Source organism: Mesorhizobium sp. B2-4-17 (assembly GCF_006441275.1).
Classification (GTDB): domain Bacteria; phylum Pseudomonadota; class Alphaproteobacteria; order Rhizobiales; family Rhizobiaceae; genus Mesorhizobium.
Genome location: NZ_VFUX01000031.1, coordinates 44,844 through 67,996, shown reverse-complemented (window position 1 = coordinate 67,996; position 23,153 = coordinate 44,844). Strand labels below are relative to the sequence as shown.

Genomic DNA, 23,153 nt, shown 5'->3' with positions numbered 1-23,153 from the left:
CTGCTGACCGAAAATTTCGCCGCACTGTGGCGAGGACAGAGCCATGCCTGAGTGTGAAATCAGCTTCGACCTGTCGCGGATCGATTTCCGGGCGACGTCGGATCTGTTGATGGCGAGCTACTGGGGCGACGGGCGCAGCGATGAAACGCACCGCCGCGCCTTTGCCCATTCGTTCTGCGCCGCCGCCTATATCGACGGCAAACAGGTCGGCTTCGGTCGGGCCATCACCGACCGCACGGTGTTCGCCTATCTCGCCGACATCATCGTCTGGCCGCAGCATCGCGGGCGAGGCATCGGGTTGCGGCTGGTGCGGGCACTCATCGACCATCCGGAGCTAAGCACCGTTTCGCACTGGAGCCTGTCGACCAGCGATGCGCACGGCATGTACGAGAAGCTGGGTTTCAAGCCGTCCACCGATGGCCGATATATGCGCCTTGCGCCCGAATGACATCATGGCTTGTTCTAAGATCGATTTGCGCGCGAGCGCGTTTCGCAGTGTTCTTGGCTTCACTTTTCTCCATTGGCGGCGCCAGCCCTGGCGGCTTTCGCTGATCACTGACCAAGGGTCTGGTGGTCTGACCGAACCGGGGCCATGCGTGACGCATGGCCCCGGTCTTTTCAAGACGCGCGCCATGTTCTATGTCTGCGGCATGGTGCGGGGGCGCATCTTGTCAATCACAAAGGCATCCGGTACGCCCCGCTCATGACAGTTACCGTTCGTTTCGCTCCGTCACCGACCGGCCGCATCCATATCGGCAATGCGCGCACCGCTTTGTTCAACTGGCTGTTTGCCGTGAACAACAAGGGCCGCTTCATCCAGCGCTTCGACGACACCGACATCGCCCGCTCGAAGCAGGAATTCTCCGACGCCATCCTCTACGACCTGCATTGGCTGGGCATTTTCCCGGACGCCACGGAATATCAGTCGCGGCGTTTCGAGGTCTATGACGCGGCGGTCGAGCGGCTGAAGGCAGCGGGGGTTCTGTACGCCTGCTACGAAACGCCGGAGGAACTGGATCTCAGGCGCAAAGTGCGCCGCACGCGCGGCCTGCCGCCGGTCTACGGCCGCGAGGCCTTGGCGCTGACCCACGATCAGATTGCCGAATATCAGGCCGACGGGCGCAAGCCGCACTGGCGCTTCCTGCTGCCCAATTTCACCAGCGATCCGCAGCAGCCGGAGCGCACCGAGATCCACTGGAACGATCTGGTGCGTGGCGAGGAAACGGTCGATCTGGGCTCTCTGTCCGACCCGGTCCTGGTGCGGGAGGACGGCACGTACCTTTACACACTGCCATCCGTCGTCGACGACATCGATATGGGAGTCAGCCATGTCATCCGCGGCGACGACCATGTCACCAACACCGGCGTGCAGATCGCTCTGTTCAAGGCGCTGGGCGCCGAGCCGCCGGTCTTCGGCCACCACAATCTCTTGACCACCGTGTCGGGCGAGGGACTGTCGAAGCGCACCGGGGCACTGTCCATCGAAAGCCTGCGCGAGGATGGCATCGAGCCGATGGCCGTCGCTTCGCTGGCCGTGCTGGTCGGGACTTCGGAAAACGTCGCGGCCGCGCACGACCTGACGGAACTCGCCAGTCATTTCGACCCGGCCGCGACGTCAAAATCGTCGGCCAAGTTCGATCCGGACGAGCTTTTCGTGCTCAACCGAGCCCTGCTGCACCATATGCCGTTCGACGAGGCACGAGACAGGCTGATGGTGCTCGGTATCTCCGGCGAACAGGCCGAGCCCTTCTGGCTGGCCGTGCGCGGCAACCTTGACCGGCTCGCCGACGCCGTGGGCTGGTGGCGCATCCTGCGCGAGGGGCCGCAGGAGCGGTCCGAATTCTCCGCCGACGACCGCGATTTTCTGCATCAGGCCTTTGACATCCTGCCGGAGGAGCCCTGGAACGGGACGGTCTGGAAGGACTGGACGGGCAAGATCAGGGAAGCAACTGGGCGCAAAGGCAAGGGGCTGTTCATGCCGCTCAGACTTGCCCTTACTGGACTGCCTTCGGGGCCGGAGCTTGCAGATTTATTGCCGCTGATGGGTCGGGAAGGAACGTTGGCCCGACGACCCTGACCCTGCGCTGCTCCAGCGGCAGGGCCGAGACGGGCGACGTCACCGGCTTCGCGGAAAGCCGCTTGATGGCTTCGCGGTCGAGGCCGCCTTCTCTATTGGCCAGCGTTTCCGGGTCGGCACCCGGATCTGGCTTTGAGGCCGGAATGGGAACGAAAGGCGCGGCCGCTTCGGGCTGCGGTTGTGTCGGATTCGACGGATTGCCGCCAATGATCTGGAAATTCTGCGCGGCGTTGCAGCCGCAGGCCGGGGGCCGCGACATGTTGGACTGCTTGTAGAGATAAGCGGTCGGCAATTCACTGTAGGGCCTGCCGGTGACCGATGACGTCATCGAGGCCGAATCGTCATCCATGCCGCGCGAATAGAAGACCTGCATCTCGGTGCCGGGGCAGCTCGATTCGCAATTTTTCTGGTCGCGTTCGAAATCGCCGGCCGAGGCGGCGTTCGACATGGGAAAGAAATAGCCGTCGCAAGTACGCACGCAGGTGGTGTGGAACTCGCCGCCTGTGCCTGCAAAGTCCGGAGTGCCGGGCAGGTTCAGGACGCGGCGGACGTTGCGCTCCTCGCCGGAATCATCGGGCTGGTCCAATGTATCGACCTGTCGGCTGTCGCCGCCGAAAAGCTGGTCGAACAGGTTCGTGTTGTCGTCTTCCCCACGCTCGGCGTCCTGCAGCGGAGCGCGGTGTTGGGGGGCAGCATCGTCGCGGCAGCCATTGGCGTCGAGCGCCGCCAGGATGCGGCCACGATCGCGGCGTGAGCCGCCGCCGGCGAGCTGTGCACGCTTGGCCTGCAGGCTGTCGAGATTGGCGTTCATGCGGTCGATGGTGGCATTGAGACCGGCGCATTGATTGATGTTGCGGGAAAACAGCGAAAATCCGCACCCGACGCTGCTCGCCTGATCGCGTGCCCTCGATATCTGTTGGCGCTGCCTATCGATCGCGGCATCGTATTTCCGGATCATTGCCGGACCTCCGCCCCCGCCGCGCGAAGCCGCGGCAAGATCGGCCTCCAACTGGCGGCAGACCCGCGAGGCGGCCTGCGGCTTGGTGATCGCGGCACCGGACAGGAAGAGGCCGAGCAGCACGGCAGCATGCGCCTGCTTCCACCCTCCGCCTGTCATCCGCCCAACTCCGCCATCGTCCGCAAGGCTACCGTGTTCGCGGTTAATCGCAGTTTACCGCGAAATCGTGGCTCAGCCCAGGTTGGCAATCGCCTGTGCCTTGTGCGCGGCCTCGACCACGGCCAGCGCCGTCATGTTGACCACACCGCGTGACGTGACCGACGGCGTCAGAATGTGCGCCGGCTTGTCGGTGCCGAGCAGGATCGGCCCGACATGCAGGGCATCCATCATGGCGCGCAGCGCCGTCAGCGTGATGTTGGCCGAATCGAGGTTCGGGAACACCAGCAGATTGGCTTCGCCCTTCAGGCGCGAATGCGGATAGACGCGCTGGCGCAGATGCTCCGACAAAGCGGAATCGGCATGCATTTCGCCGTCGCACTGCAGTTCCGGCGCGATCCGCGCCAGGATCGCCGCCGCCTGCCGCATCTTGAGCGCGCTCGGCGAATCGCGCGAGCCGAAGTCCGAATGCGAGAGCAATGCTGCCTTCGGCTCGATGCCGAAGCGCTGGATTTCCTCCGCCGCCAGCACGGTCATCTCGGCGATCTCCTCGGCCGTCGGGTCGACGGAGACGTGGGTGTCGGTGAGAAAGATAATGCCGCGCTGCGAGATCAGCATCGACAGCGTCGACAGGTCATGGTCCCTGATGCCGGCGCGCGGCCCGATGATCAGCGTGACGTTGCGCAGATGCCGCTCGAAGCGCCCTTCGAGGCCACAGACCATGGCGTCCGCATCGCCGCGCTTCAGCGCCAGGGCCGCGATCACCGTATTGTCGGTGCGCACCATCGTGCGCGCGGCCTCCGTCGTCACGCCGCGCCGGCCCGCGAGTTCGATCAGGAGGTCGACATAGTGGCGATAGCGCGGATCGTCCTCGGGGTTGATCAGGCCGAAATCGACGCCCGGCTTGATGCGCAGGCCGTAGCGTTTCAGCCTGACCTCGACGACATGCGGACGGCCGATCAGGATCGGCTCGGCGATGCCTTCCTCAAGCACCACCTGGGCGGCGCGTAGCACGCGCTCATCCTCGCCGTCGGCATAGATGACGCGCTTGGCGCTCGAAGCCTTGGCGGACGAGAACACCGGCTTCATCACCAGGCCCGAGCGGAAGACGAAGCGATTGAGCTTGTCGACATAGGCGGCGAAGTCGGTGATCGGCCGTGTGGCGACACCGGTGTCGCATGCCGCCTTGGCAACCGCCGGCGCGATGCGCAGGATGAGACGCGGATCGAAGGGCGAGGGGATCAGGAATTCGGGTCCGAAGATCGGCGTCTCGCCGGAATAGGCGCGTGCGGCGACGTCCGATGGCTCCTCGCGGGCAAGGGCGGCGATGGCCCGCACCGCGGCCATCTTCATCTCCTCGTTGATGGCGCTGGCACCGCAATCCAACGCGCCTCGGAACATGTAAGGAAAACACAGGACATTATTGACCTGATTGGGAAAATCGGACCGGCCAGTGCAGATCATGGCGTCGGGACGCGCCGCGCGCGCCACTTCCGGCATGATCTCCGGATTGGGGTTGGCCAGAGCCAGGATCAAGGGCTTCGGCGCCATATGCTCGAGCAGTTCCGGCTTCAGCACGCCCGCCGCCGAAAGGCCGAGGAAAACGTCGGCGCCTGGGAGGACATCGGCAAGCGTGCGCGCCTCGGTGTCCTTCACATAGGGGTCTTTCCAGCGATCCATCTCGTCGGCCCGGCCTTTGTAGGCGACGCCGAAGCGGTCGGTGACCCAGATGTTTTCGACCTTGGCGCCAAGCGAGACCAGAAGGTTCAGGCAGGCGAGCGCGGCAGCACCCGCGCCGGAGGTGACGATCGTGATGTCCGATATGGTCTTGCCGGCGAATTCCAGCCCGTTGAGCACGGCGGCGGCGACGATGATGGCGGTGCCGTGCTGGTCGTCGTGGAACACCGGAATGCCCATGCGGGCCTTCAGACGCTCCTCGACCTCGAAACACTCCGGCGCCTTGATGTCCTCGAGGTTGATACCGCCGAAAGTGGGCTCGAGAGCGGCGACGGTCTCGACCATGCGCTCGATCTCCGGGGCGTCGATCTCGATGTCGAAGACATCGATACCGGCGAACTTCTTGAACAGGACCGCCTTGCCTTCCATGACCGGCTTCGAGGCCAGCGGGCCGATATTGCCGAGGCCGAGCACGGCCGAGCCGTTGGAGACGACGCCGACGAGGTTGGCGCGCGCCGTGTAGTCGGCGGCGGTCGCCGGATTGTCGCGGATTTCGAGGCAAGGGGCCGCCACGCCGGGCGAATAGGCGAGCGCCAGGTCGCGCTGGTTGCCGAGCGGCTTGGTCGCCTGGATCTCAAGCTTTCCCGGCGTCGGATGCTTGTGGAAGTAGAGGGCGGCTTCGTCGAGATCCGAACGTGCCGTCTTCTTGTTCTCGCCTTCCATGCGGCCGCTCCCTCGAAACCTGCTTCGAGAGTCCTTTTAGCATGAGGTCAGCGGTTTTCGCGACGCTAATTGACGCGCCGATGGCTTTATGGGTCGGCACGTCGAAAATCACTAGATGTCAGATATTTGCGGCTGTTTCATGCCAGATGAGTCGCGCCGTTTTGCCGCCCCTCCGATCAGAAGGCGCTGACGTAGAGACCGCCGTCGACCGGTATGTTCTGTCCGGTCAGATAGCCGGCATGGACCGAGCACAGGAAGGCGCAGATCTGGCCGAATTCCTCCGGCGTGCCGAGCCGCTTGGCCGGCACATCGGCGCTGATGCGGGTCTTGCGCGCCGCGGCGGCGGCGGGATCCTCGACGGTACCGGCCTCGTGCGGGCCGCGCAGGCGGTCAGTGTCGAGCTTGCCGGGCAGGAGAGAGTTGATGGTGACGTTGCGATCGATCACCGTTCGCGCCACGCCTGCAAGGAACGAGGTCAGGCCGGCGCGCGCGCCGGACGACAGGTCAAGGCCTGGGATGGGGACATAGACCGACAGCGAGGTGATGTTGACGATGCGACCGAAGCCGCGCGCCGCCATGCCGTCGAGGACGGCCTGCACCAGCTCGATCGGCGTCACCATGTTCTGGGTGACGCCTTCGAGGATCTTGGCGCGATCGAGCTCGCGGAAATCGCGAAGCGGCGGACCGCCATTGTTGTTGACGAGGATGTCGGGTTCCGGGCAGGCGGCAAGCAGCGCCTTCTGCACCTCCGATTTCGAAACGTCGCCGACGACTTCCGTCACCGTCACGCCATAGCGCTGGCGCAGCTCGGCGGCGGTTTTCGCCACCAGCTCCGCGTTGCGGCCGTTGACGACGATATCGCAACCGGCTTCGGCCAGCGCCATGGCACAGCCTTTCCCAAGCCCCTTGCTCGAAGCGCAGACGATTGCCTTCTTTCCCCTGATGCCGAGATCCATGACGATTTCTCCTGTGATTTGCCCGTCAGGCTAGCGCCAGCGCTGGACCAATCGCAACCGTCATACGGTTGTTGCATGAATCGGGGCATAGGCTGCTCGAAAGCAAGGGTGAAATCGCGATGTCAGGCCAAGAGCCCCGCACTTTCCGCAGCATGTTCATTTCCGACGTCCATCTGGGCTCGAAGGCGGTGAAGGCCGAGTTCCTGATCGATTTCCTGCGCTATCATGACGCCGACATCATCTATCTGGTCGGTGATATCGTCGACGGCTGGCGGCTGCGGCGCAGCTGGCACTGGCCGCAAAGCCACAACGACGTGGTGCAGAAACTGCTGCGCAAGGCGCGCAAGGGCGCCAGCATCACCTATATCGCCGGCAACCACGACGAGTTCGCCCGCCAGTTCCAGGGCGTGCATTTCGGCGGCATCGTCGTCGCCGACCGTGCGATCCACGAAACCGCCGATGGCAAGCGCCTGCTCGTCATCCATGGCGACCAGTTCGACACCGTCGTCCACAATCAGCGCTGGCTCGCCTATCTCGGCGATCATGCCTATGACGCCGCGATGATCGTCAACCGCGTGGTGACGCGGCTCCGCCAATTGCTCGGCCTGCCCTACTGGTCGTTCTCGTCCTGGGCAAAGGTCAAGGTCAAGAAGGCGGTCAACTTCATCGGCTCGTTCCAGACCGTGCTCACCGAGGAGGCGCGCCGCTCGCATGTCGACGGCGTCATCTGCGGCCACATCCACCATGCGGCGATCGAGAATTTCGAGGACGTGCGCTACATCAACACCGGCGACTGGGTGGAGAGCTGCACGGCCGTGGTCGAACATTTCGACGGCCGGATGGAAATCCTGACCTGGGCGCATGTCCTGCCAGAGGCGCCGGACGAGCCCTTCATTCCGTTGCTCATCGAAGATCGGGTAGGGCAGGCGGCCTGAGCCGAATTCCCACGAGGTTCGGCACTAATCGATTAGTCCAACCGGTTTCGCCCGGTTTTCCCCTATGTTATGGGTCGACCCACGTTGCTGACCGGCTGACGGAATGCGGCGCAATTGGATCGATTCATGTCCCTGCCGCCGCTTTCGCCAGAACGACTCGTCAAGCCACGCCATTTCGAACTGCGCATGAGCCTGATCTTCGGCACGTTGTTCCTGTCGCTTGGCACGCATCTGCCCTATTTCCCGCTCTGGCTGCAGGCCAAGGGGTTTCACGCCGAGCAGATCGCCGTCATCCTGGCGGCGCCTATGTTCATGCGCGTGGTGACGACGCCGTTGCTGACCACACTCGCCGATCGGGCGAGGGACCGCGCCGATGTCTATGTCGCGCTGGTGGCGGCCGCGCTGCTTTTGTCGGCGGGGTATTTTCTCACGCCGACCTACTCGACGGTGCTGGCTGTGTCGCTGGCGCTGACTATCGTCTGGACGCCGCATTCGCCGATCGCCGATTCGCTGGCGCTTTCGGGCGTGCGCCGCTTCGGCTCGAACTACGCCAGCATGCGCAAATGGGGTTCAATCTGTTATCTCTGCGCCAATGTCGCGGGCGGCTTCATCCTGGCGGCCAGCGGTCCTCAAGCCGTTCCGGTCATCATATTCCTGGCCCTTGGCGCGGCACTCACTGCAGGGCTGCTGGCGCCACGCATGGGGCGGCCGCGCAAGGCCTCGCCGTTGTCGGCGGTGGAAATCCAGCACGCGGCGCCGAGCCTGTTCAACGCCTATTTCCTCTACTTCACCCTTGGCGTCGGCATCATCACCGCCAGCCACGCATTCCTCTATGGCTTCGTTTCCATCTACTGGAAATCGATAGGCCTCAGCGATTCGGTCGTCGGCCTGCTGTGGGCTTGGGGCGTGGTGTCCGAAGTCTGCATGTTTCTGTTTTTCAACCGCATTTTTGCCTCCGTGCCCGTCGTCAGGGTGATGGTCATCGCCGGCATCGGGTCGATCGTACGCTGGATCATCTTTCCACTGGTTTGGCCGCTCGGCCTTGGCATCGCCGCCTTCTTCGCCGTGCAGTCGCTGCATTCGGTGTCCGTCGCGATGGTGCTGATCGGCCTGCAGAAAATGATCGGCGAGACCGTCTCGGAAGAGCGCACGGGCGCCGCGCAAGGCATCGCCTATTTCTTCAACGGCTTCTTCATGGCCGCCGTCACGCTCGCCTCCGGTCCGCTCTATGACCGTCTCGGGGTCGACGGTTTCCTGGCGATGATTCCGATCGCCATCATCGGCCTGGTGCTGATCGGGCTTGCCGCGCGCTCAGCCCCACAGCGCCCGGTCCGGGGGTAATACGAGCGAACCCTGGTAGACCAGACCCGGCTCGCGGTCGCGCGCAAGCAGCAGCGGGCCATCGAGGTCGACGTAATCGGCTCCCTGCGCAAGCAGCACCGCCGGCGCCATCGCCAGCGATGTGCCGACCATGCATCCGACCATGATACCGAACCCCAGATCCCGAGCCCGGTCGCGAAGCACGAGCGCCTCCGTCAGGCCGCCCGTCTTATCGAGCTTGATGTTGACCGCGTCGTAGAGGCCGACCAGCGAACCGAGGTCCTTTGTCTCATGCACGCTTTCGTCGGCACAGATCGGCACCGTATGCGCAATCCGGCGCAGGACCTCGTCGTGTCCGGCAGGCAGGGGCTGTTCGACAAGCGCGATGCCATGTTGTGCGGCAAAGGCGAGATTGGCCTCGATGTTCTCGTCGGTCCACCCCTCATTGGCATCGAGGATGATACGGCTTTGCGGCGCAGCTTCCGTAACAGCGCGAATCCTGGCCATGTCGTTGCCGCCCCCGATCTTGACCTTGAGCAGGGGCCGCATGGCATTGGCACGTGCCTGCGCTGCCATCGCCTCCGGTTCGGCGAGCGACAGGGTATAGGCTGTCTCGAGGCTCGACAGCGGAACGGCATGCATGGCGTCGGCAACCGGTATTCCGCTGATCTTTGCCTCGAGATCCCAAAGAGCGCAGTCTACAGCGTTGCGGGCGGCGCCGCCCGCCATGGCGGAGAGCAGGGCGGTCCGATCCATGCCGCCGGCAATCCGTTCGCGCATCGCCTCTATCGCGTCGCGCACGCTGTCGATGGTCTCGCCATAGCGCCTGTAGGGAACGCATTCGCCGCGCCCGACATGTCCGTCTTCGCGGATCGTGCAGGTGATGACCTCGGCCTCGGTCTTGGAGCCGCGCGAAATGGTGAAGATTCCGTCGATCGGGAAACGTTCCGCCTCGACCGAAATGACACGCGCCATATTTTTCTGCTCCGGCTGTGCGAGAAGGGTTGTCGGCAAATCGACAAGGTCGGACCCATCAGGCTAAACAGGACGCCATGTTGACGATCGGCAAGCGCGACGCAAGCGGTACGACCGCCTCGGAGGCTCACCACGACCCACGCGTGGCGGTCGGCGAGGAGGGCGACGTTCTCGGTTGCGCGTTCTCCGGAACCTGGACGACGCGGACCGTTGCGCTGATCGACGCCGACATGCGCAAGATCGAGAAGCGAAGCGGTTTCAAGATATTGGCCCTTGATCTTTCGAAAATCGAGAAGATCGATACCGCCGGCGCCTGGTTGATCGACCGGCTGGTCAGCGTCTTCGAGAAGAAGAACGTCGAGGTCCGGATGCAGGGCCAAAGCGAGATCGCTTCGATCCTGCTCGACGCGGTGGGCGAAGCCGTGCGCCGCGAGCCCGAATCGGGGCCGGCGCGGCCGCCGAACGTCATCATTCGTGCCCTGGAGGCGGTTGGCCGGCGCGTCTATGAGATGCGCGACGATTTCCTCGCCTCGATGAACATATTGGGCGCCACCATCCGCGGCGCGCAGATGAAGCTCGGCCGCGGCCATGCCGTCAACCCGGCGGCGATCTTCAACCAGATCGATCGCATGGGCGTCGGCGCCATTCCGGTGGTGGTGCTGATGTCGGCGATCGTCGGTGCCATCGTTGCCCAGCAAGGCGCCTATCAGCTCCGCTATTTCGGCGCCGATATCTTCGTCGTCGACCTCGTCGGCGTGCTGATCCTGCGCGAACTCGGCGTGCTGATGACGGCAATCATGATAGCCGGCCGCTCCGGCAGCGCGATCACCGCCGAGATCGGCTCGATGAAGATGCGCGAGGAGGTCGACGCGCTGAAGGTCATCGGTCTCAATCCGATCGGCGTCCTGGTCTTTCCGCGCCTGGTTGCGCTGGTGATCGCCTTGCCGTGCCTGACGATCATCGCCAATTTCGCCGCACTCGGCGGCGGCATCGTCGCGGCCTGGCTCTATTCCGACATTCCGCCGGCCGCTTTCCTCGACAGGCTGCGCGTCGCCATCGATCTCAGCACCATCTTTGCCGGGCTGATCAAGGCCCCGTTCATGGCGATGATCATCGGCACCATCGCTTCCGTCGAAGGTATGAAGGTCGGCGGCAGCGCCGAGTCGCTCGGCCAGCACGTGACCGCCTCGGTGGTGAAGTCGATCTTCGTAGTCATCATCCTCGACGGGCTTTTCGCCATGTTCTACGCAGCGATCGAGTTCTAAGATGGCGAAGGGCAATGGGGTGACGACGCAGGAGCAGGACGAGAGCGAAATCGTGCTCTCGGTGCGCGACGTCACCGTTGCCATCGAGGACAAGCTGATCCTCGACAAGCTGTCGCTCGACATCAGACGCGGCGAGATCCTGGGTTTTGTCGGTGCGTCGGGCGCCGGCAAATCCGTTCTGTTGCGAACCATTCTCGGGTTGATGCCCAAGCAGTCTGGAACGATCCGGCTGTTCGGGGTCGATGTCGACAAGGCAAGCGACATCGAGCGGCTGCGCATCGACATGCGCCTTGGCGTGCTGTTCCAGCATGGCGCCCTGTTTTCGGCGCTGACCGTGCTGGAGAACGTGCAGGTGCCGATGCGCGAATATCTCGATCTGCCGAAGAAGCTGATGGACGAGCTGGCGCTGCTCAAGATCGAGTTGGTTGGACTGCCGCCGGATGCGGCGCAGAAATTCCCCTCCGAACTCTCCGGCGGCATGATCAAACGCGCCGCGCTTGCGCGCGCCCTGGCGCTCGATCCGGACATCGTCTTTCTCGACGAGCCGACGTCCGGCCTCGACCCGATCAGCGCGGCCGAGTTCGACGAACTCGTCGTCAAGCTGCGCGACACCATGGATCTGACCGTCTATATGGTCACGCACGACTTGGACACCCTGTTCACCGCTTGCGATCACGTGGCGGTACTCGGCAAGAAAAAGGTGCTGGTCGAGGGCACAATCGACGACATGCTGAAGAGCGAGGAGCCGTGGGTAAAATCCTATTTCCGCGGAAAACGCGCCCGGCAACTTGATCTTGCCACGCGTGCATAGCCATAAGTGAAGCAATGGAAACCAGAGCCAACTACGTCATTGTCGGCATTTTCACGCTGGTTGCGATCCTGGCGGCGTTCGGCTTCGTCTATTGGACAGCCGCGATCGGCGACAGGGGCGAGACGGCCCTGCTGCGCGTGCGCATCCCGGGCTCGGCTTCCGGCCTCGGCCGCGGCAGCTTCGTGCTGTTCAACGGCGTCAAGGTCGGTGACGTCAAGCGTGTCTATATCGACGTCGACAATCCGACTGTCGCCATTGCCGACACCGAGATCGATCGGCTGACGCCGATCACCAAGTCGACGCAGGCCGATATCGGCCTTGCCGGTCTTACCGGGCAGGCCAATATCGAACTCAAGGGCGCCGATCCCAAGGAAGTGAAGCTGCTCGACCAGGCGGAAAAGGAAGGCAAGGTCGCCGAGATCATCGCCAACCCGTCGGCCGTGACCAATCTGCTGCAGACCGCGCAGAACATCTTCAACCGCGCCGACAAGGTGCTGAGCGAACTCGAGGGCTTCACCAAGGATGTCCGTGGACCGCTGACGCAGACCGTGCACAACGTGCAGACCTTCTCCGATGCGCTGGCCAGGAATTCCGACGGCATCGACAAGTTCCTGTCCAGCGTCAGCGCGCTCTCCGACGAGTTGAAGGGTGTGTCCGGCAAACTCGACGGCACGTTGAAGGCGGCGGAAGGACTGCTCAATGCCGTCGACAAGGACAAGATCAAGAGCATCGTGGCCAATGTCGATACCGTGACCGCGAACCTCAAGGAAACGTCACGGCAGCTCGACGGCGTCATCAGGAATGTCGATACCGCGGTCGGGTCGGTCAATGATTTCGCCAAGCAGACGCAAGGCACGCTGGCCAAGGTCGACGGGGTGCTCGACGGCATCGACCCGGCGCAGGTGCGTACGGCTCTGGCCAACATCCAGAAGGCCAGCGAAAGCGCCAACAAGGCCGCCGCCGATATCGCCGTCGTGACCAACAAGTTCGCCAACCGCGCCGACGATATCAACCAGACCATCAAGGACGCCAAGCAGCTTGCGCAACGGCTCAACGATGCTTCGGTGCGCGTCGACGGCATCCTCGCCAGGGTCGACACCTTGCTCGGATCGGGCCAGGCCGATGGCGTGATGGCCGATGCCAGGGCGACGCTGAAATCATTCAAGCAGGTTGCCGATACGCTGAATGCGCGGCTTGGGACCATCACCGACAATCTGGCGCGCTTCTCGGGCCAGGGACTTTCGAATGTCGAGGCGCTGGTGCAGGACAGCCGCCGTTCGATCGGCCGCATCGAGGAGGCGGTGACAGATCTCAGCCGCAATCCGCAGCGCATTCTCTCGGGTGGCGAAGGTGAGGTTCGGCAGTTCGACGGCAGGGCGCGGCGTTGACTTCGGCGTCTGCTCGCCTCAGAAACAATCATTGCGGATGTAGGTTATTTTTGAGGTCGATAAATAACGGGGATGGTAGGGGGCGTGCGTGAAGTCGATTGTGTCCAGATCGGGCGTGGCATTGCTTGCCTTGGCCCTCGCCAGCTGCGCGGCTCTGCCGGGCGGCGGACCCGCGCCACTCGACACGTTTGAGCTGTCGGCACCTTCGGTCGAGGCACATGGCCACAGCCGTCGCCAGATCCTGATCGCCCAGCCTTCGGCGCTCAAGGCGCTGGACAGCCAGAACATCGTCATCAAGCCCTCCGACCGCTCGATCCAGTATCTGAAGGGCGCGCAATGGGCTGACCGCCTGCCCCTGATCGTGCAGGCGCGGTTGGCCGAGACGTTTCAGCGCTCGGGCAGTTTTGCCGGCGTCGGCAAGCCGGGCGAGGGGCTGGCGATCGATTACCAGGTGATTGTCGAGATCCGATCCTTCGAAGTTCGCGTCGAGGGCGGCGAACATGCCGAGGTTGACCTGTTCGTGCGCATCCTCAACGACCGCAATGGCGAGGTGCGCGCTTCCAAGAGCTTCACCGCGACCGCGCCCGTTTCGGGGCGCGGCAATCCCGCCTATGTCAGTGCGCTCGACAGCGCGTTCGGCGATGCAGCCAGGCAGATCGTTCGCTGGACCGATTCGGTGATCTGAGCGCCAGGGGCGGCGACGCTTTCTGGCTACCGGCGCTCGAAGACATCAGGCCGCAGCTTTCCAGGACAGCGCATCGTCGAGCGCGTCGTGTCCCTGCAACGCGGGTGGTCGACGCCATAAGTCCGCAAGCCTTTTGCTCGGCGTCCTGGCCAAATTCCTCGATCGGCATCCCAACCGCGATCAGCAGCTTTACGGCGTTGCCAAACCGGGTGGCCGGGACGGAAGGGGAAATGCCCGCGACATGGCAACTGATGACGATCGTGTTCAGTTCGTCCTTGCCCCAGGACAGAACAGCGCCCCATGGGAACAGGGTCAGCATGCGCCGGAAAGTTTAGGATAGTCACAGGCGAGGCCAGGGCCCCGCCTGTTCAATTCCCGGTTTAATGCAAGCGACCGCTGGCGTGGGCCAGCATGGTGTAGACCTTGCCGGTGTCCGAGGTCAGATAGGTCTGCGCCATGATGTTGTCGCGGTCGTTGCGCGAGACATCCTTGAGCAGCTTCTCGAAGTCGTCGCAGTAGCGGTCGACGGCGGCGCGGAATTCGGCCTCGGCCTGATATTTGCGGCGAATCTCGTCGAATGTCTGCTGACCCTTCAGCGTGTAGAGCCGGCGGGTGAAGACGTCACGTTCGCCGCGCCGATAACGGTTCCACAACTCGATCGAGGCATCGTGGTCGATGGCTCGCGCGATGTCGACTGAGAGCGAGTTCAGCGATTCCACGACATGCAGCGGCGAGCGCTGGGCAGGGGTTGCGCGCGGTGCTTCCGCGGGCGCCACCGGTGCCGTGGGCCTGAGGTCTGCGTCGTTCGATGCCGCGGTCAGAAGATCGCGCACCCAGCCGCCCTGCGGCGTCCGGGCACTGGCGTCGGAGCGCGGGCGCGGTGGCGCTTCGGCCGGACGATCGAGGTCGAACGTGCCGCGCAGCGCCGTGCCATCCAGCGGCGCCTGCGGCGCACGAAGTTCCGGCTGCGGTGCAGGGGCACGACGCGGCGGTTCGGCGGCGCGTGGCGCCGGCGCTTGCGGCGCCGGGCGCAGGCCGCGCGGCTCCGAGGCGTCGCCACCGCGACCGGACTTCGCAACGATGTCCGAAAGCTCCTTCAAGGCGTTGATCTGCTCCGAGACGGCGCGGCGGATGGCAGAGGTCGATTCCTTTGCCTCTTCCGGCATCTCGATGACGCCCTTCTTGAGTTCGGCGCGGGTGAGGTCGAGTTCGCTCTTGATCGAGCCGGCGGTGCGACGCATCTCCTCGGTCGCATCGGCGAAGCGCTTGGTGGCCGAATCGACGACATCGGTGATGGCGTTGCGGATCTTGTCTGCGGACTCCAGCGTCTTGCCCTCGGCGTTCTGCAACGTCTGACCGACGAGGTTTTCGAAGGAGCGCATGACCCTTTCGAGGTCCTCCGACTTCTTGACCAGGCCGACGGCGAGCTCTTCGAGCGACGACTGCCTTTCCAGCGTGTGCTCGAGGTTGCTCTGGGCCGAGCTCAGGAGGTCCGAGGCGCTGACCAGCAGGCGGCTGTGCTCGTCGAACTTGGTGGCGATCGATGCCACTTCGCGCAAGGTCGACGACGACAGCTCTGTCAGTCTCGTGGTGTTGGAATCAACCAGGCGCGCCGAGCTGGCAAAGGTCTGAGCCGCCTTTTCGGTGGTGGCCGCGAAGCTTTGCGTGCTGCCGGTCAGGCGTTCGTCGACCTGGCTGAGGTTGACCGCGGCCTGCTCGATCAACTGACCGAGCTGCGAACTGGACCTTGTCATGCGGCCGATGAGGTCGGCAACGCTGTCGGACAGCGACGAGCGGGCGCCTTCGACCGCCGACAAGGTCTCGGCGGTGCGGCTGGCGAGCGCGTTGACAAGAGCTGCATTCTCGCTGCGCAGCTTCTCGGCGGCGCGTTCGGTGACCTCTTCCATGCTCTTTTGCAGTTCGGAGCCGCCCTGGGCGAAGCGCTCGACTAACGGCCGTGCGGTCTCATCGAGGATCTTCGACATTTCGGCCGACCGCGCCGCGAGCATGGAGTTGAGCTCGCGGGTATTGGCGCCGATCGTCTTGGCGGCGTCGTTGGTGCTTTGGCCGATATGCTGGCCTACCGCGGTAAAGGTCTCCGCGATCACATTGGCGCGCGAAACAAGCTGTGCCTCGGCGGTCGAAACCTGCTCATTGAGCTTTTGGCCGATCGTTTCCGTGGTGTTGGCGAGCCGGTTCTCGACCCCGGCGATCTGCTCCTCGACACGAGCGGCCGCGGCCGCCGCGCTCGATGCCAGACGCTCGTCTGCGCCGGCAAGCGCCTGCTCGATCTCGCGGGCATGCACGGCCAGTTCCTGGCCGGTCTGGCGCGCACGGTCGGCGACCCTCTGCTCGGTGCTGGCGAAAGCACCGACGATGGTCTGCGCATGCTCGCCGATCGTCGAAGAGCTGTCGGCGATGCGCGAAACCAGACGCTGGTCGGCCTCGTCGAAGATACGGCCGATTTCCGACGCACGGTTGGACAGCGCGTCCGATCCTTCCGCGATGCGCGCGACCAATTGCTGGTCGGCGGCGTCGAAAATACGGCCGAGATCGGATGCTCGGGCGGCGAGCGCCTCGGCCGATTCGCCGATACGCATGCCGAGCCTCTGGTCGGCGCTTTCGAAGTTGCGCAGAATGTCGCCGGCGCGGGCGGCCAGCGACTGTGCCGTCTCGACGGCACGGGCAACCAGCTTCTGGTCGGCGTCGTCGAACGTACCGGCGATCTCGCCGGCGCGGGCAGACAGATGATCGGCGGTTTCCTGGGCCCGGGCAGCAAGCTGATCCGCGGTTTCCCGGGCGCGCGCGGCGAGCTTCTGGTCCGCCGCGTCGAAGGTGCCGGCGATTTCGCTTACACGGGCGTTTAGCTGATCGGCGGTTTGCTGGGTGCGCGCGGCGAGCCTCTGGTCCGCCCTGTCGAAGGTGCCGGCGATTTCGCTGGCACGGGCAGCCAGCTGATCGGCGGTTTCGTAGGCACGGGCCAGCAGTGAGCTGGAGGTATCGTCGGCACGGGCAAGCAAGGCGTTCGACGTATCTTCCGCACGGGCGTGGAGGCGGCGATCGGCCTCCTCGAAGGTACGGGCAATGTCTTCGGCCCGCGCCAACAGGGCCGCGGACGTCTGTTCGGCGCGCTCGGCGATCTTGCGGTCCGCGTCGCTGAAGGCCGCGCCGGCCTGCTCATGCAGCGCGCTAGTGACTTCCAGGACCTTTTCACGCAATGCGCCGGCAACGAAGACCGCGCTCCTCTCGAGCACGCCGCGAACATTGTCGACACCGGTCGAGAGCGCGCGCTCCATGGTCCCGGCGCGTTCCTCGATGATACCGGTCTGGCGGCTGAACGCCTGCTCGATCTTGTCCACATCGGCTGCGATAGCGGCCGAAATGTCGGTGCTCCTGGCCGCGATCTGGTCGATATGGCCGGACAGGGAGCGATCGACATCCTTGCGGGTCTCGGCGAGCTTGCCGAGATCGTCTTCCAGAGCGCGGCTCAGCATGTTGCGGCCTTCAGCCAGCTTGCCGACATGGCCGGAGATGATGTCATCGATGTCGCTGCGGCTTTCGGTCAGCTTCTGCAGATCGGCTTCGAGCGCGCGTTTGAGAATGTCGCGACCTTCGGCCAGCTTCTCCACCTGACCTGCGACCAGGCCGTCGATGCTGGAGCGGCTTTCGGACAGTTTGGCCAGATCGGCTTCGAGAGCGCGCGTGAGAATGTCGCGGCCTTCGGCCAGCTTCTCCACCTGGCCGGCGACCAGACCGTCGATACTCGAACGGCTTTCAGCCAGCTTGGCAAGATCGTCCTCGAGCGCCCTCGACAGGGTCGAACGATCCTGGACGAGCCTGTCCGCGTGGCTGTTTACCAAGCCGCTGACGCTTTCAAGGTCGGCTTCGAGAGCCCGGGCGAACTGTGCGCGGTCATCCACCAGTTTCTGCGACTGATCGGCAACGGTGCCCCTGATCGTCTCGAGATCGGCCTCAAGCGCACGCTTGAGGATGTTGCGGCCTTCGGCCAGCTTCTCAACCTGGCCCGAAACCAGCCCATCAATACTCGAGCGGCTCTCGGCCAGTTTGGCGAGATCGTCTTCCAATGCCCTGGAAAGTGTCGATCGGTCCTGTGCAAGCCTTTCGGCATGGCCCTGGACAAGGCTGTTGACGCCTTCGAGATCAGCCTCGAGGGCCCGGGCGAACTGGGCGCGGTCATCGACCAGCCTCTGCGACTGGTCGGCAACGGTGTTCTTGATCGTGTTGAGGTCGGCTTCCAGCGCCCGCCGCAGGATGTCGCGGCCTTCGGCCAGCTTCTCGACCTGGCCGGCGACCAGCCCGTCGATGCTGGAACGGCTCTCGGCCAGTTTGGCGAGGTCGTCCTCGAGAGCCTTCGACAGGGTCGAACGATCCTGAACCAGCCTGTTCATGTGGTCGGCGATGACGCTGTTCACATTCTGCAGGTCGGCTTCCAGGATCCGCGAAAGCTGCCCGCGATCCTCCGCCAGTTTTTCCGACTGGCTGGATATGACGCCCTGAATGGTGTTGAGGTCCGATTCCAGCGCGCGCTTGAGAATGTCGCGGCCCTCGGCCAGCTTCTCGACCTGACCGGCGACGAGGCCGTCGATGCTGGAGCGGCTTTCGGCCAGTTTGGCAAGGTCGGCTTCGAGCGTCTGCGACAGCAGGCTGCGGTCGCTGGCGAGCCTTCCCGAATGATCATCGATCAGGGTCCTGATGCCCGAGAGGTCGTTCTCGAGCGAACGGCCAAGCTGGCTGCGGTCTTCCGCCAGCATTGCCGAGTGGGTCTCGATCAGGCTCTTGATGCCGACAATGTCGTTTTCGAGCGCCTTGGCGAGCACGGCGCGGCCCTCGGCGATCTTCTCGACCTGGCCGGCAACCAGTCCGTCGATGCTGGCGCGGCTTTCGGACAGTTTGCCGAGATCTGCTTCCAGGGCGCGCGACAGTATGTTGCGGCCCTCGGCCAGCTTGCCGACATGTCCGGCGACCATTTCGTCAATGATCGTACGAGCTTGCACAAGCTTCCCGGAGTCTTTGTTGAGAGCCTGCGAGAGCCGGTTGCGGCCTTCTTCCAGCCTTTCGAGATGACTGCCGAGCGAGGCATCGATGGCAGCACGCGATTCGTTGACCTTGCGCAGGTCCTCTTCGAGGGCACGCGCGATCAGGTTGCGGCCTTCGGCCAGCTTCTGCACCTGGTTGGTCACCGCCGCATCGATGCCTTCGCGGCCTTCGGCGAATTTCGCCAGATCCGCCTCCATCGCGGCCGCCATGCGCTCGCGGCTTTCGGACAGTTTGCGGCTGTGGTTTTCGACGGCTTCCTCGATGCCGGCGCGGGCGTCGGCGAGCCGCTGGATATCGGCGTCGAAGGAACGCGAGACGACGTGACGCGCGGCTTCCATGCGCCCGGCGAAATCGCTGGCGCGGGCCTCCAGCATGCTCGATGTCGAGGTGACGATGTCGGCCATGTCGGCGCCGATCTGGGTCTTGCCCTGATCGATCATCGCGGCCAGCGCGTCCTTGCTCTCGGCGAAGGTGTGGGCAATTTCACGGGCGCGTTCGACCAGCGTCTCGTTGATCTGGCGCGCGCGGGCCTCGAGTGCCGCGTTGAGTTTCTGCGTGCCGGTGTCCAGCGCCTCGGCGCGGGTCTGGAATTCGCTGATCAATGCCTGGCCGCGTTCGGCGAGCGTGCGCTCGATGCTGTTGAGGCTGGCCTCGAATTCCGAATTGAGGGTCCGCGCGGCGCCGCCGAGCAGCGACACCATGCCGGTGGTGCGATCGTCGAGCAGATCGGTCAACGACCGGGTCAGGCCGTCCGTCGTATCCGTCAGCTTGGCAATGCGCGTGTCGAGCAGACTGGCGAAAGCCTCGCCGGAGGTCGACAGCCGGTCGGTGATGGTATCAAGCCGGCCTTCCACCGAATCGAAGATCGACAGCGAGCTTTCATTGATGCGGTCGATCAGCGTGTCGCCGGAATTGGTGATCGTCATCGACAGCTTGGTCGATGCGTTGAGGATGCTGTCGCGAATGATGTCGCTGGCGGCACCGATTTCGTCTTTGAGCGTCTCATGCGCGCCGGCGATCGAGGCGCGGACGCGCTCGGCATGGGTGACGACCGCCTCGCGCTCGCTGCCGAGCCCGTCGACGAGCGAACGGATCCGGTTCTCGTTTTCCGTATAGGAGCGTTCGATCTGGTTGACTTCGCTGTGGACCAGGGTCTCCAGCTCCACCGCGCGGGCAAGCGTGCGTTCGATGCCTTCGCCCATGGCCGCCACCTCGCGGCGAACGGCCTGGCCGATCATCATGACGCGATCCTGCGCCATGTTTTCTGGCTCGGTCAGGCGGAAGGCCACTTCCGTCATCGACTGGGCGGCGATGCGCATATCCTGGGCACGGCGAATCATCGCCGCGAAGGCCCAGAACAGGATGACCGGCACGATCGCCGCGACCGCAAGGCCAATCAGCTCGGGACGTGCAAAGAACTGGTCAAGCGTGCGGATATGCCAGATGCCCGATCCGAAAAGCAGGTTGGCCAGCCCGACGGCACCCGCGATCCAGGCGAGCGAAACAAAGGCAATGACCCAATAGACGGTGTTGGAGGCACGCCTGTTCAGGCTGTGCAGGAGCGTCTTGTAGTCCTTCTGGCGATCGTCATTGGCAGGCGCGAAGCCCGCCGCGGGCTGGCCGCCGTTGCGTGTTTCCACAGGGCGCAGTTCGGTAGGCTTGGGCGTGGGCTGGGTTTTGGACGGGGGCTGAGCGGCCTCGGCCTGATTGGCGGCGGGAGCCGGCTTCTGGTTGCGCCCCTCGCGGGCCAGCTCGTCGGCGGCTTGGGATATCTGCGCTTCCAGATCTTCCATCGAAGCCGCGATATCGAGGTCGCCGCTGCCAAGATCACCGCTGAGGTCGAAATCGAGTGCCTTTTCGAGCTCCCTGGCCACATCGCTGTCGAGAGTTCTGGTCGTTGTCGTTGGTTTCTTCGCCATGCCTTCGCTACCCTGTACTAGCTGCCGCGGGCTTATAATTCTGTTTGTGGTACCCCCGCGCAGGAGGCTGAAAATGGACCCTCGTATCGTAATGACACAGGGGGGTAAAGAAAACATGCATTCGGCGGGATACGTAAAACTTTAAATATAAGGTTAACGGAACCGTGATTTGGGCGCCGCTTTCGCAACATTTTTCCCGGCCATTCGTTAACCCGTTATCCATTGGATTCGCCTAGTTTTTCAGGCGGCCGAAGAAAACGGAGTTCGAGTTCATGCGTAGCGAAAGCGGCATTGCCTTCTCAATGCCCGGGGGCGACGTATCGGGAACGGCGCGGTCCAGGCCGGTCGATTTGGCACACCTTGCCCGGCAGACGATGGGTGACCGCAGCCTGGAGCAGGAAGTGCTGGCGCTGTTTGTACAGCAGGCGCAGTCGGTGCGCGACAAAATAGTCGATGCCGACCTCAAGGACCGGCTGCTGCTGGCTCACGGATTGAAAGGGTCGGCTCGCGGTGTCGGCGCCTTCGCCATCGCCGATTGCGCCACCGAGATCGAGCGTCGGCCTGATGACGGCCAGACACTGAAGCGGCTTGGCACGCTGATCGACGAAGTGCGCGATTTCATCGCCGCCATCAGTCGCTGATCCAGTTTGCGGAAAAACGTCACCGAGCGGCGCTTTCGCGCGGCAGTTGACTTGTCTGCCAGAGTGATTATCTCGGCGGAAACTCCCTTCAGGTGACAAATGACCAAGCTGACCTTCATCGCCCATGACGGCACACAGTTCGACGTGGACGCCGAAAACGGCTCGACGGTCATGGAAAACGCCATCCGCAACGCCGTGCCGGGGATCGAGGCGGAGTGCGGCGGCGCCTGTGCCTGCGCAACCTGCCATGTCTATGTCGATGAGGCATGGACGGCGGAAGTCGGCGAGCCGGAAGCGATGGAAGAGGACATGCTGGACTTTGCCTATGACGTCCAGCCGAACTCGCGGCTGTCCTGCCAGATCAAGGTGCGCGACGCACTCGACGGCCTGGTGGTGCGGGTACCGGAGCGACAGGGCTGAACAGCCGATTTTTCCTGCTGCCGCTTGGCAGCAGGCCGGCGGTCATGCAGTCTCGCGCCAATCCAGCAGCGAGGCACACCGCATGACCGGCATCATCAAGACAGACGTCCTCATTGTCGGGGCAGGGCCGGTCGGCCTGTTTGCCGTGTTCGAACTCGGCCTGTTGGACCTGAAGTGCCGCCTGATCGACATTCTCGACAAGCCCGGCGGCCAGTGCGCGGAACTCTATCCGGAGAAGCCGATCTACGACATTCCCGGCTGGCCTTCGATCTCGGCACAGGGGCTGGTCGAGAAACTCCTCGAGCAGATCCACCCGTTCAAGCCTGACCTCACCTACAACCGCATGGTTTCCAGCCTCGAGACGCTGGAAGACGGCAGCTTTCGCGTCACCACCGACGAGAACGAGGTGTTCGAGGCCAAGGTGGTGGTGATCGCCGCCGGCGGCGGCTCATTCCAGCCCAAACGCCCGCCGATTCCCGGCGTCGAAGCCTATGAAGGCAAAAGCGTCTTCTATTCGGTGCGACGGATGGAGGATTTTCGCGGCCACGACCTTGTCATTGTTGGCGGTGGCGATTCGGCACTCGACTGGACGCTCAACCTTCAGCCGGTGGCCAAAAGCGTGACGTTGGTGCATCGCAGGCCCGAGTTCCGCGCGGCGCCCGACAGCGTCAACAAGATGTATGCGATGCAGGAGATGAAGCAGCTGGAATTCAGGGTCGGCCAGGTGACCGGGCTCGCCGGCGCCGACGGCCAGCTGTCATCGGCGACAATCAAAGGTGGTCCAGACGGCGACATCGAGGTGCCTTGCACGCGCATGCTGCCTTTCTTCGGCCTGACGATGAAGCTCGGGCCGATCGCTGAATGGGGGCTCAACCTCCACGAGAATCTGATCCCGGTCGATACCGAGAAGTTCCAGACCTCGGTGCCCGGGATCTTCGCCGTCGGTGACATCAACTGGTATCCGGGCAAGCTGAAGCTGATCTTGTCGGGATTCCACGAGGTGGCGCTGATGGCGCAGGCGGCCAAACGCATCGTCAACCCGGGGGAGCGAATCGTGTTCCAGTACACGACCTCGTCCACCAGCCTGCAGAAGAAGCTTGGCGTTTCCGGCTAGGGCATTGATGCAATTCCGGACGGAAAACCGCGTCACACGTTCCTGGGAATTGCTTTACGGCGAAAAACCACCAAG

16 protein-coding genes and 1 pseudogene are annotated in these 23,153 nt (G+C 63.8%); 11 read left to right on the top strand and 6 right to left on the bottom strand.

Annotated elements, in window-relative coordinates; translation table 11 throughout:
• The first annotated feature begins 43 nt into the window (after positions 1–43).
• Positions 44–448, top strand: a complete 405-nt coding sequence (locus FJ548_RS23210; RefSeq protein WP_140693026.1) for a GNAT family N-acetyltransferase — start codon at positions 44–46, stop codon at positions 446–448.
• A gap of 255 nt (positions 449–703) precedes the next feature.
• Positions 704–2,077: a glutamate--tRNA ligase gene (gene gltX, locus FJ548_RS23200; RefSeq protein WP_140693022.1), complete on the top strand. Its 1,374-nt coding sequence runs from the start codon at positions 704–706 to the stop codon at positions 2,075–2,077.
• Here gltX and FJ548_RS23195 read toward each other — a convergent pair.
• The 3 genes from FJ548_RS23195 to FJ548_RS23185 all read right to left on the bottom strand — a co-directional run bounded on the left by FJ548_RS23195 (position 1,995) and on the right by FJ548_RS23185 (position 6,547).
• Positions 1,995–3,194 carry a DUF2865 domain-containing protein gene (locus tag FJ548_RS23195; protein ID WP_140693020.1) on the bottom strand — a complete coding sequence of 400 codons (1,200 nt, stop codon included), beginning with the start codon at positions 3,192–3,194 and terminating at the stop codon, positions 1,995–1,997. The two genes, gltX and FJ548_RS23195, sit on opposite strands and share 83 nt — an antisense overlap.
• 72 nt (positions 3,195–3,266) lie before the next feature.
• Complete coding sequence (locus FJ548_RS23190; RefSeq protein WP_140779051.1) at positions 3,267–5,591, bottom strand: NADP-dependent malic enzyme; 2,325 nt, start codon at positions 5,589–5,591, stop codon at positions 3,267–3,269.
• Between the two features lie 176 nt (positions 5,592–5,767).
• The gene (locus FJ548_RS23185) at positions 5,768–6,547 is read right to left on the bottom strand and encodes an SDR family oxidoreductase (RefSeq protein WP_140693015.1); all 780 of its coding nucleotides are present in this window, start codon (positions 6,545–6,547) and stop codon (positions 5,768–5,770) included.
• Positions 6,548–6,666: 119 nt separating this feature from the next.
• On the opposite strand from FJ548_RS23185, the gene FJ548_RS23180 reads away from it, so the two are divergent.
• Both FJ548_RS23180 and FJ548_RS23175 read left to right on the top strand, forming a co-directional pair.
• A complete protein-coding gene (locus FJ548_RS23180) occupies positions 6,667–7,482 on the top strand; it encodes a UDP-2,3-diacylglucosamine diphosphatase (protein ID WP_140779050.1) in 816 nt (271 codons plus the stop codon).
• A 126-nt stretch (positions 7,483–7,608) separates the two neighbouring features.
• On the top strand, positions 7,609–8,823 hold the full coding sequence (locus FJ548_RS23175; RefSeq protein ID WP_140779049.1) for an MFS transporter: 1,215 nt from the start codon (positions 7,609–7,611) through the stop codon (positions 8,821–8,823).
• Here FJ548_RS23175 and dgcA read toward each other — a convergent pair.
• Positions 8,794–9,777 (bottom strand): N-acetyl-D-Glu racemase DgcA, encoded by a 984-nt coding sequence (dgcA, locus tag FJ548_RS23170; RefSeq protein ID WP_140759994.1) that lies wholly within the window; start codon positions 9,775–9,777, stop codon positions 8,794–8,796. The two genes, FJ548_RS23175 and dgcA, sit on opposite strands and share 30 nt — an antisense overlap.
• A gap of 77 nt (positions 9,778–9,854) precedes the next feature.
• Between dgcA and FJ548_RS23165 the strand changes: the two genes are divergently transcribed.
• The 4 genes from FJ548_RS23165 (at position 9,855) to FJ548_RS23150 (ending at position 13,926) form a co-directional block, all read left to right on the top strand.
• Positions 9,855–11,042 (top strand): ABC transporter permease, encoded by a 1,188-nt coding sequence (locus FJ548_RS23165; RefSeq protein WP_140759997.1) that lies wholly within the window; start codon positions 9,855–9,857, stop codon positions 11,040–11,042.
• Between the two features lies 1 nt (position 11,043).
• Positions 11,044–11,853, top strand: coding sequence for an ABC transporter ATP-binding protein (locus tag FJ548_RS23160; RefSeq protein ID WP_140759999.1), 810 nt, complete (start codon positions 11,044–11,046; stop codon positions 11,851–11,853).
• A gap of 14 nt (positions 11,854–11,867) precedes the next feature.
• Positions 11,868–13,241, top strand: a complete 1,374-nt coding sequence (locus FJ548_RS23155) for an MlaD family protein (RefSeq protein WP_140612417.1) — start codon at positions 11,868–11,870, stop codon at positions 13,239–13,241.
• An 88-nt stretch (positions 13,242–13,329) separates the two neighbouring features.
• Positions 13,330–13,926, top strand: a complete 597-nt coding sequence (locus FJ548_RS23150) for an ABC-type transport auxiliary lipoprotein family protein (RefSeq protein WP_140612419.1) — start codon at positions 13,330–13,332, stop codon at positions 13,924–13,926.
• Between the two features lie 45 nt (positions 13,927–13,971).
• On the opposite strand, the pseudogene FJ548_RS30555 reads toward FJ548_RS23150, so the two are convergent.
• Together FJ548_RS30555 and FJ548_RS23140 are read right to left on the bottom strand one after the other, a co-directional pair.
• A pseudogene (locus FJ548_RS30555) lies at positions 13,972–14,212 on the bottom strand (exonuclease); the annotation flags it as partial.
• A 94-nt stretch (positions 14,213–14,306) separates the two neighbouring features.
• Positions 14,307–20,903 carry a kinesin gene (locus FJ548_RS23140; protein ID WP_140779048.1) on the bottom strand — a complete coding sequence of 2,199 codons (6,597 nt, stop codon included), beginning with the start codon at positions 20,901–20,903 and terminating at the stop codon, positions 14,307–14,309.
• Positions 20,904–21,175: 272 nt separating this feature from the next.
• Here FJ548_RS23140 and FJ548_RS23135 point away from each other — a divergent pair, with 272 nt between their 5' ends.
• The 3 genes from FJ548_RS23135 (at position 21,176) to FJ548_RS23125 (ending at position 23,078) form a co-directional block, all read left to right on the top strand.
• Positions 21,176–21,544 (top strand): Hpt domain-containing protein, encoded by a 369-nt coding sequence (locus FJ548_RS23135; protein WP_140612423.1) that lies wholly within the window; start codon positions 21,176–21,178, stop codon positions 21,542–21,544.
• Positions 21,545–21,643: 99 nt separating this feature from the next.
• Complete coding sequence (locus FJ548_RS23130; RefSeq protein ID WP_010909663.1) at positions 21,644–21,964, top strand: 2Fe-2S iron-sulfur cluster-binding protein; 321 nt, start codon at positions 21,644–21,646, stop codon at positions 21,962–21,964.
• Between the two features lie 82 nt (positions 21,965–22,046).
• Positions 22,047–23,078: an NAD(P)/FAD-dependent oxidoreductase gene (locus tag FJ548_RS23125; protein WP_140612425.1), complete on the top strand. Its 1,032-nt coding sequence runs from the start codon at positions 22,047–22,049 to the stop codon at positions 23,076–23,078.
• Positions 23,079–23,153: the final 75 nt, after the last annotated feature.

Excerpts from the sequence above, each read along its gene's own strand:
- FJ548_RS23190 (WP_140779051.1), bottom strand. The coding sequence starts at position 5,591 with ATGGAAGGCGAGAACAAGAAGACGGCACGTTCGGATCTCGACGAAGCC.
- FJ548_RS23155 (WP_140612417.1), top strand. The coding sequence starts at position 11,868 with ATGGAAACCAGAGCCAACTACGTCATTGTCGGCATTTTCACGCTGGTT.
- FJ548_RS23185 (WP_140693015.1), bottom strand. The coding sequence starts at position 6,547 with ATGGATCTCGGCATCAGGGGAAAGAAGGCAATCGTCTGCGCTTCGAGC.
- FJ548_RS23165 (WP_140759997.1), top strand. The coding sequence starts at position 9,855 with ATGTTGACGATCGGCAAGCGCGACGCAAGCGGTACGACCGCCTCGGAG.
- FJ548_RS23135 (WP_140612423.1), top strand. The coding sequence starts at position 21,176 with ATGCGTAGCGAAAGCGGCATTGCCTTCTCAATGCCCGGGGGCGACGTA.
- FJ548_RS23180 (WP_140779050.1), top strand. The coding sequence starts at position 6,667 with ATGTCAGGCCAAGAGCCCCGCACTTTCCGCAGCATGTTCATTTCCGAC.
- FJ548_RS23140 (WP_140779048.1), bottom strand. The coding sequence starts at position 20,903 with ATGGCGAAGAAACCAACGACAACGACCAGAACTCTCGACAGCGATGTG.
- gltX (WP_140693022.1), top strand. The coding sequence starts at position 704 with ATGACAGTTACCGTTCGTTTCGCTCCGTCACCGACCGGCCGCATCCAT.
- dgcA (WP_140759994.1), bottom strand. The coding sequence starts at position 9,777 with ATGGCGCGTGTCATTTCGGTCGAGGCGGAACGTTTCCCGATCGACGGA.
- FJ548_RS23130 (WP_010909663.1), top strand. The coding sequence starts at position 21,644 with ATGACCAAGCTGACCTTCATCGCCCATGACGGCACACAGTTCGACGTG.
- FJ548_RS23195 (WP_140693020.1), bottom strand. The coding sequence starts at position 3,194 with ATGACAGGCGGAGGGTGGAAGCAGGCGCATGCTGCCGTGCTGCTCGGC.
- FJ548_RS23210 (WP_140693026.1), top strand. The coding sequence starts at position 44 with ATGCCTGAGTGTGAAATCAGCTTCGACCTGTCGCGGATCGATTTCCGG.
- FJ548_RS23160 (WP_140759999.1), top strand. The coding sequence starts at position 11,044 with ATGGCGAAGGGCAATGGGGTGACGACGCAGGAGCAGGACGAGAGCGAA.
- FJ548_RS23125 (WP_140612425.1), top strand. The coding sequence starts at position 22,047 with ATGACCGGCATCATCAAGACAGACGTCCTCATTGTCGGGGCAGGGCCG.
- FJ548_RS23175 (WP_140779049.1), top strand. The coding sequence starts at position 7,609 with ATGTCCCTGCCGCCGCTTTCGCCAGAACGACTCGTCAAGCCACGCCAT.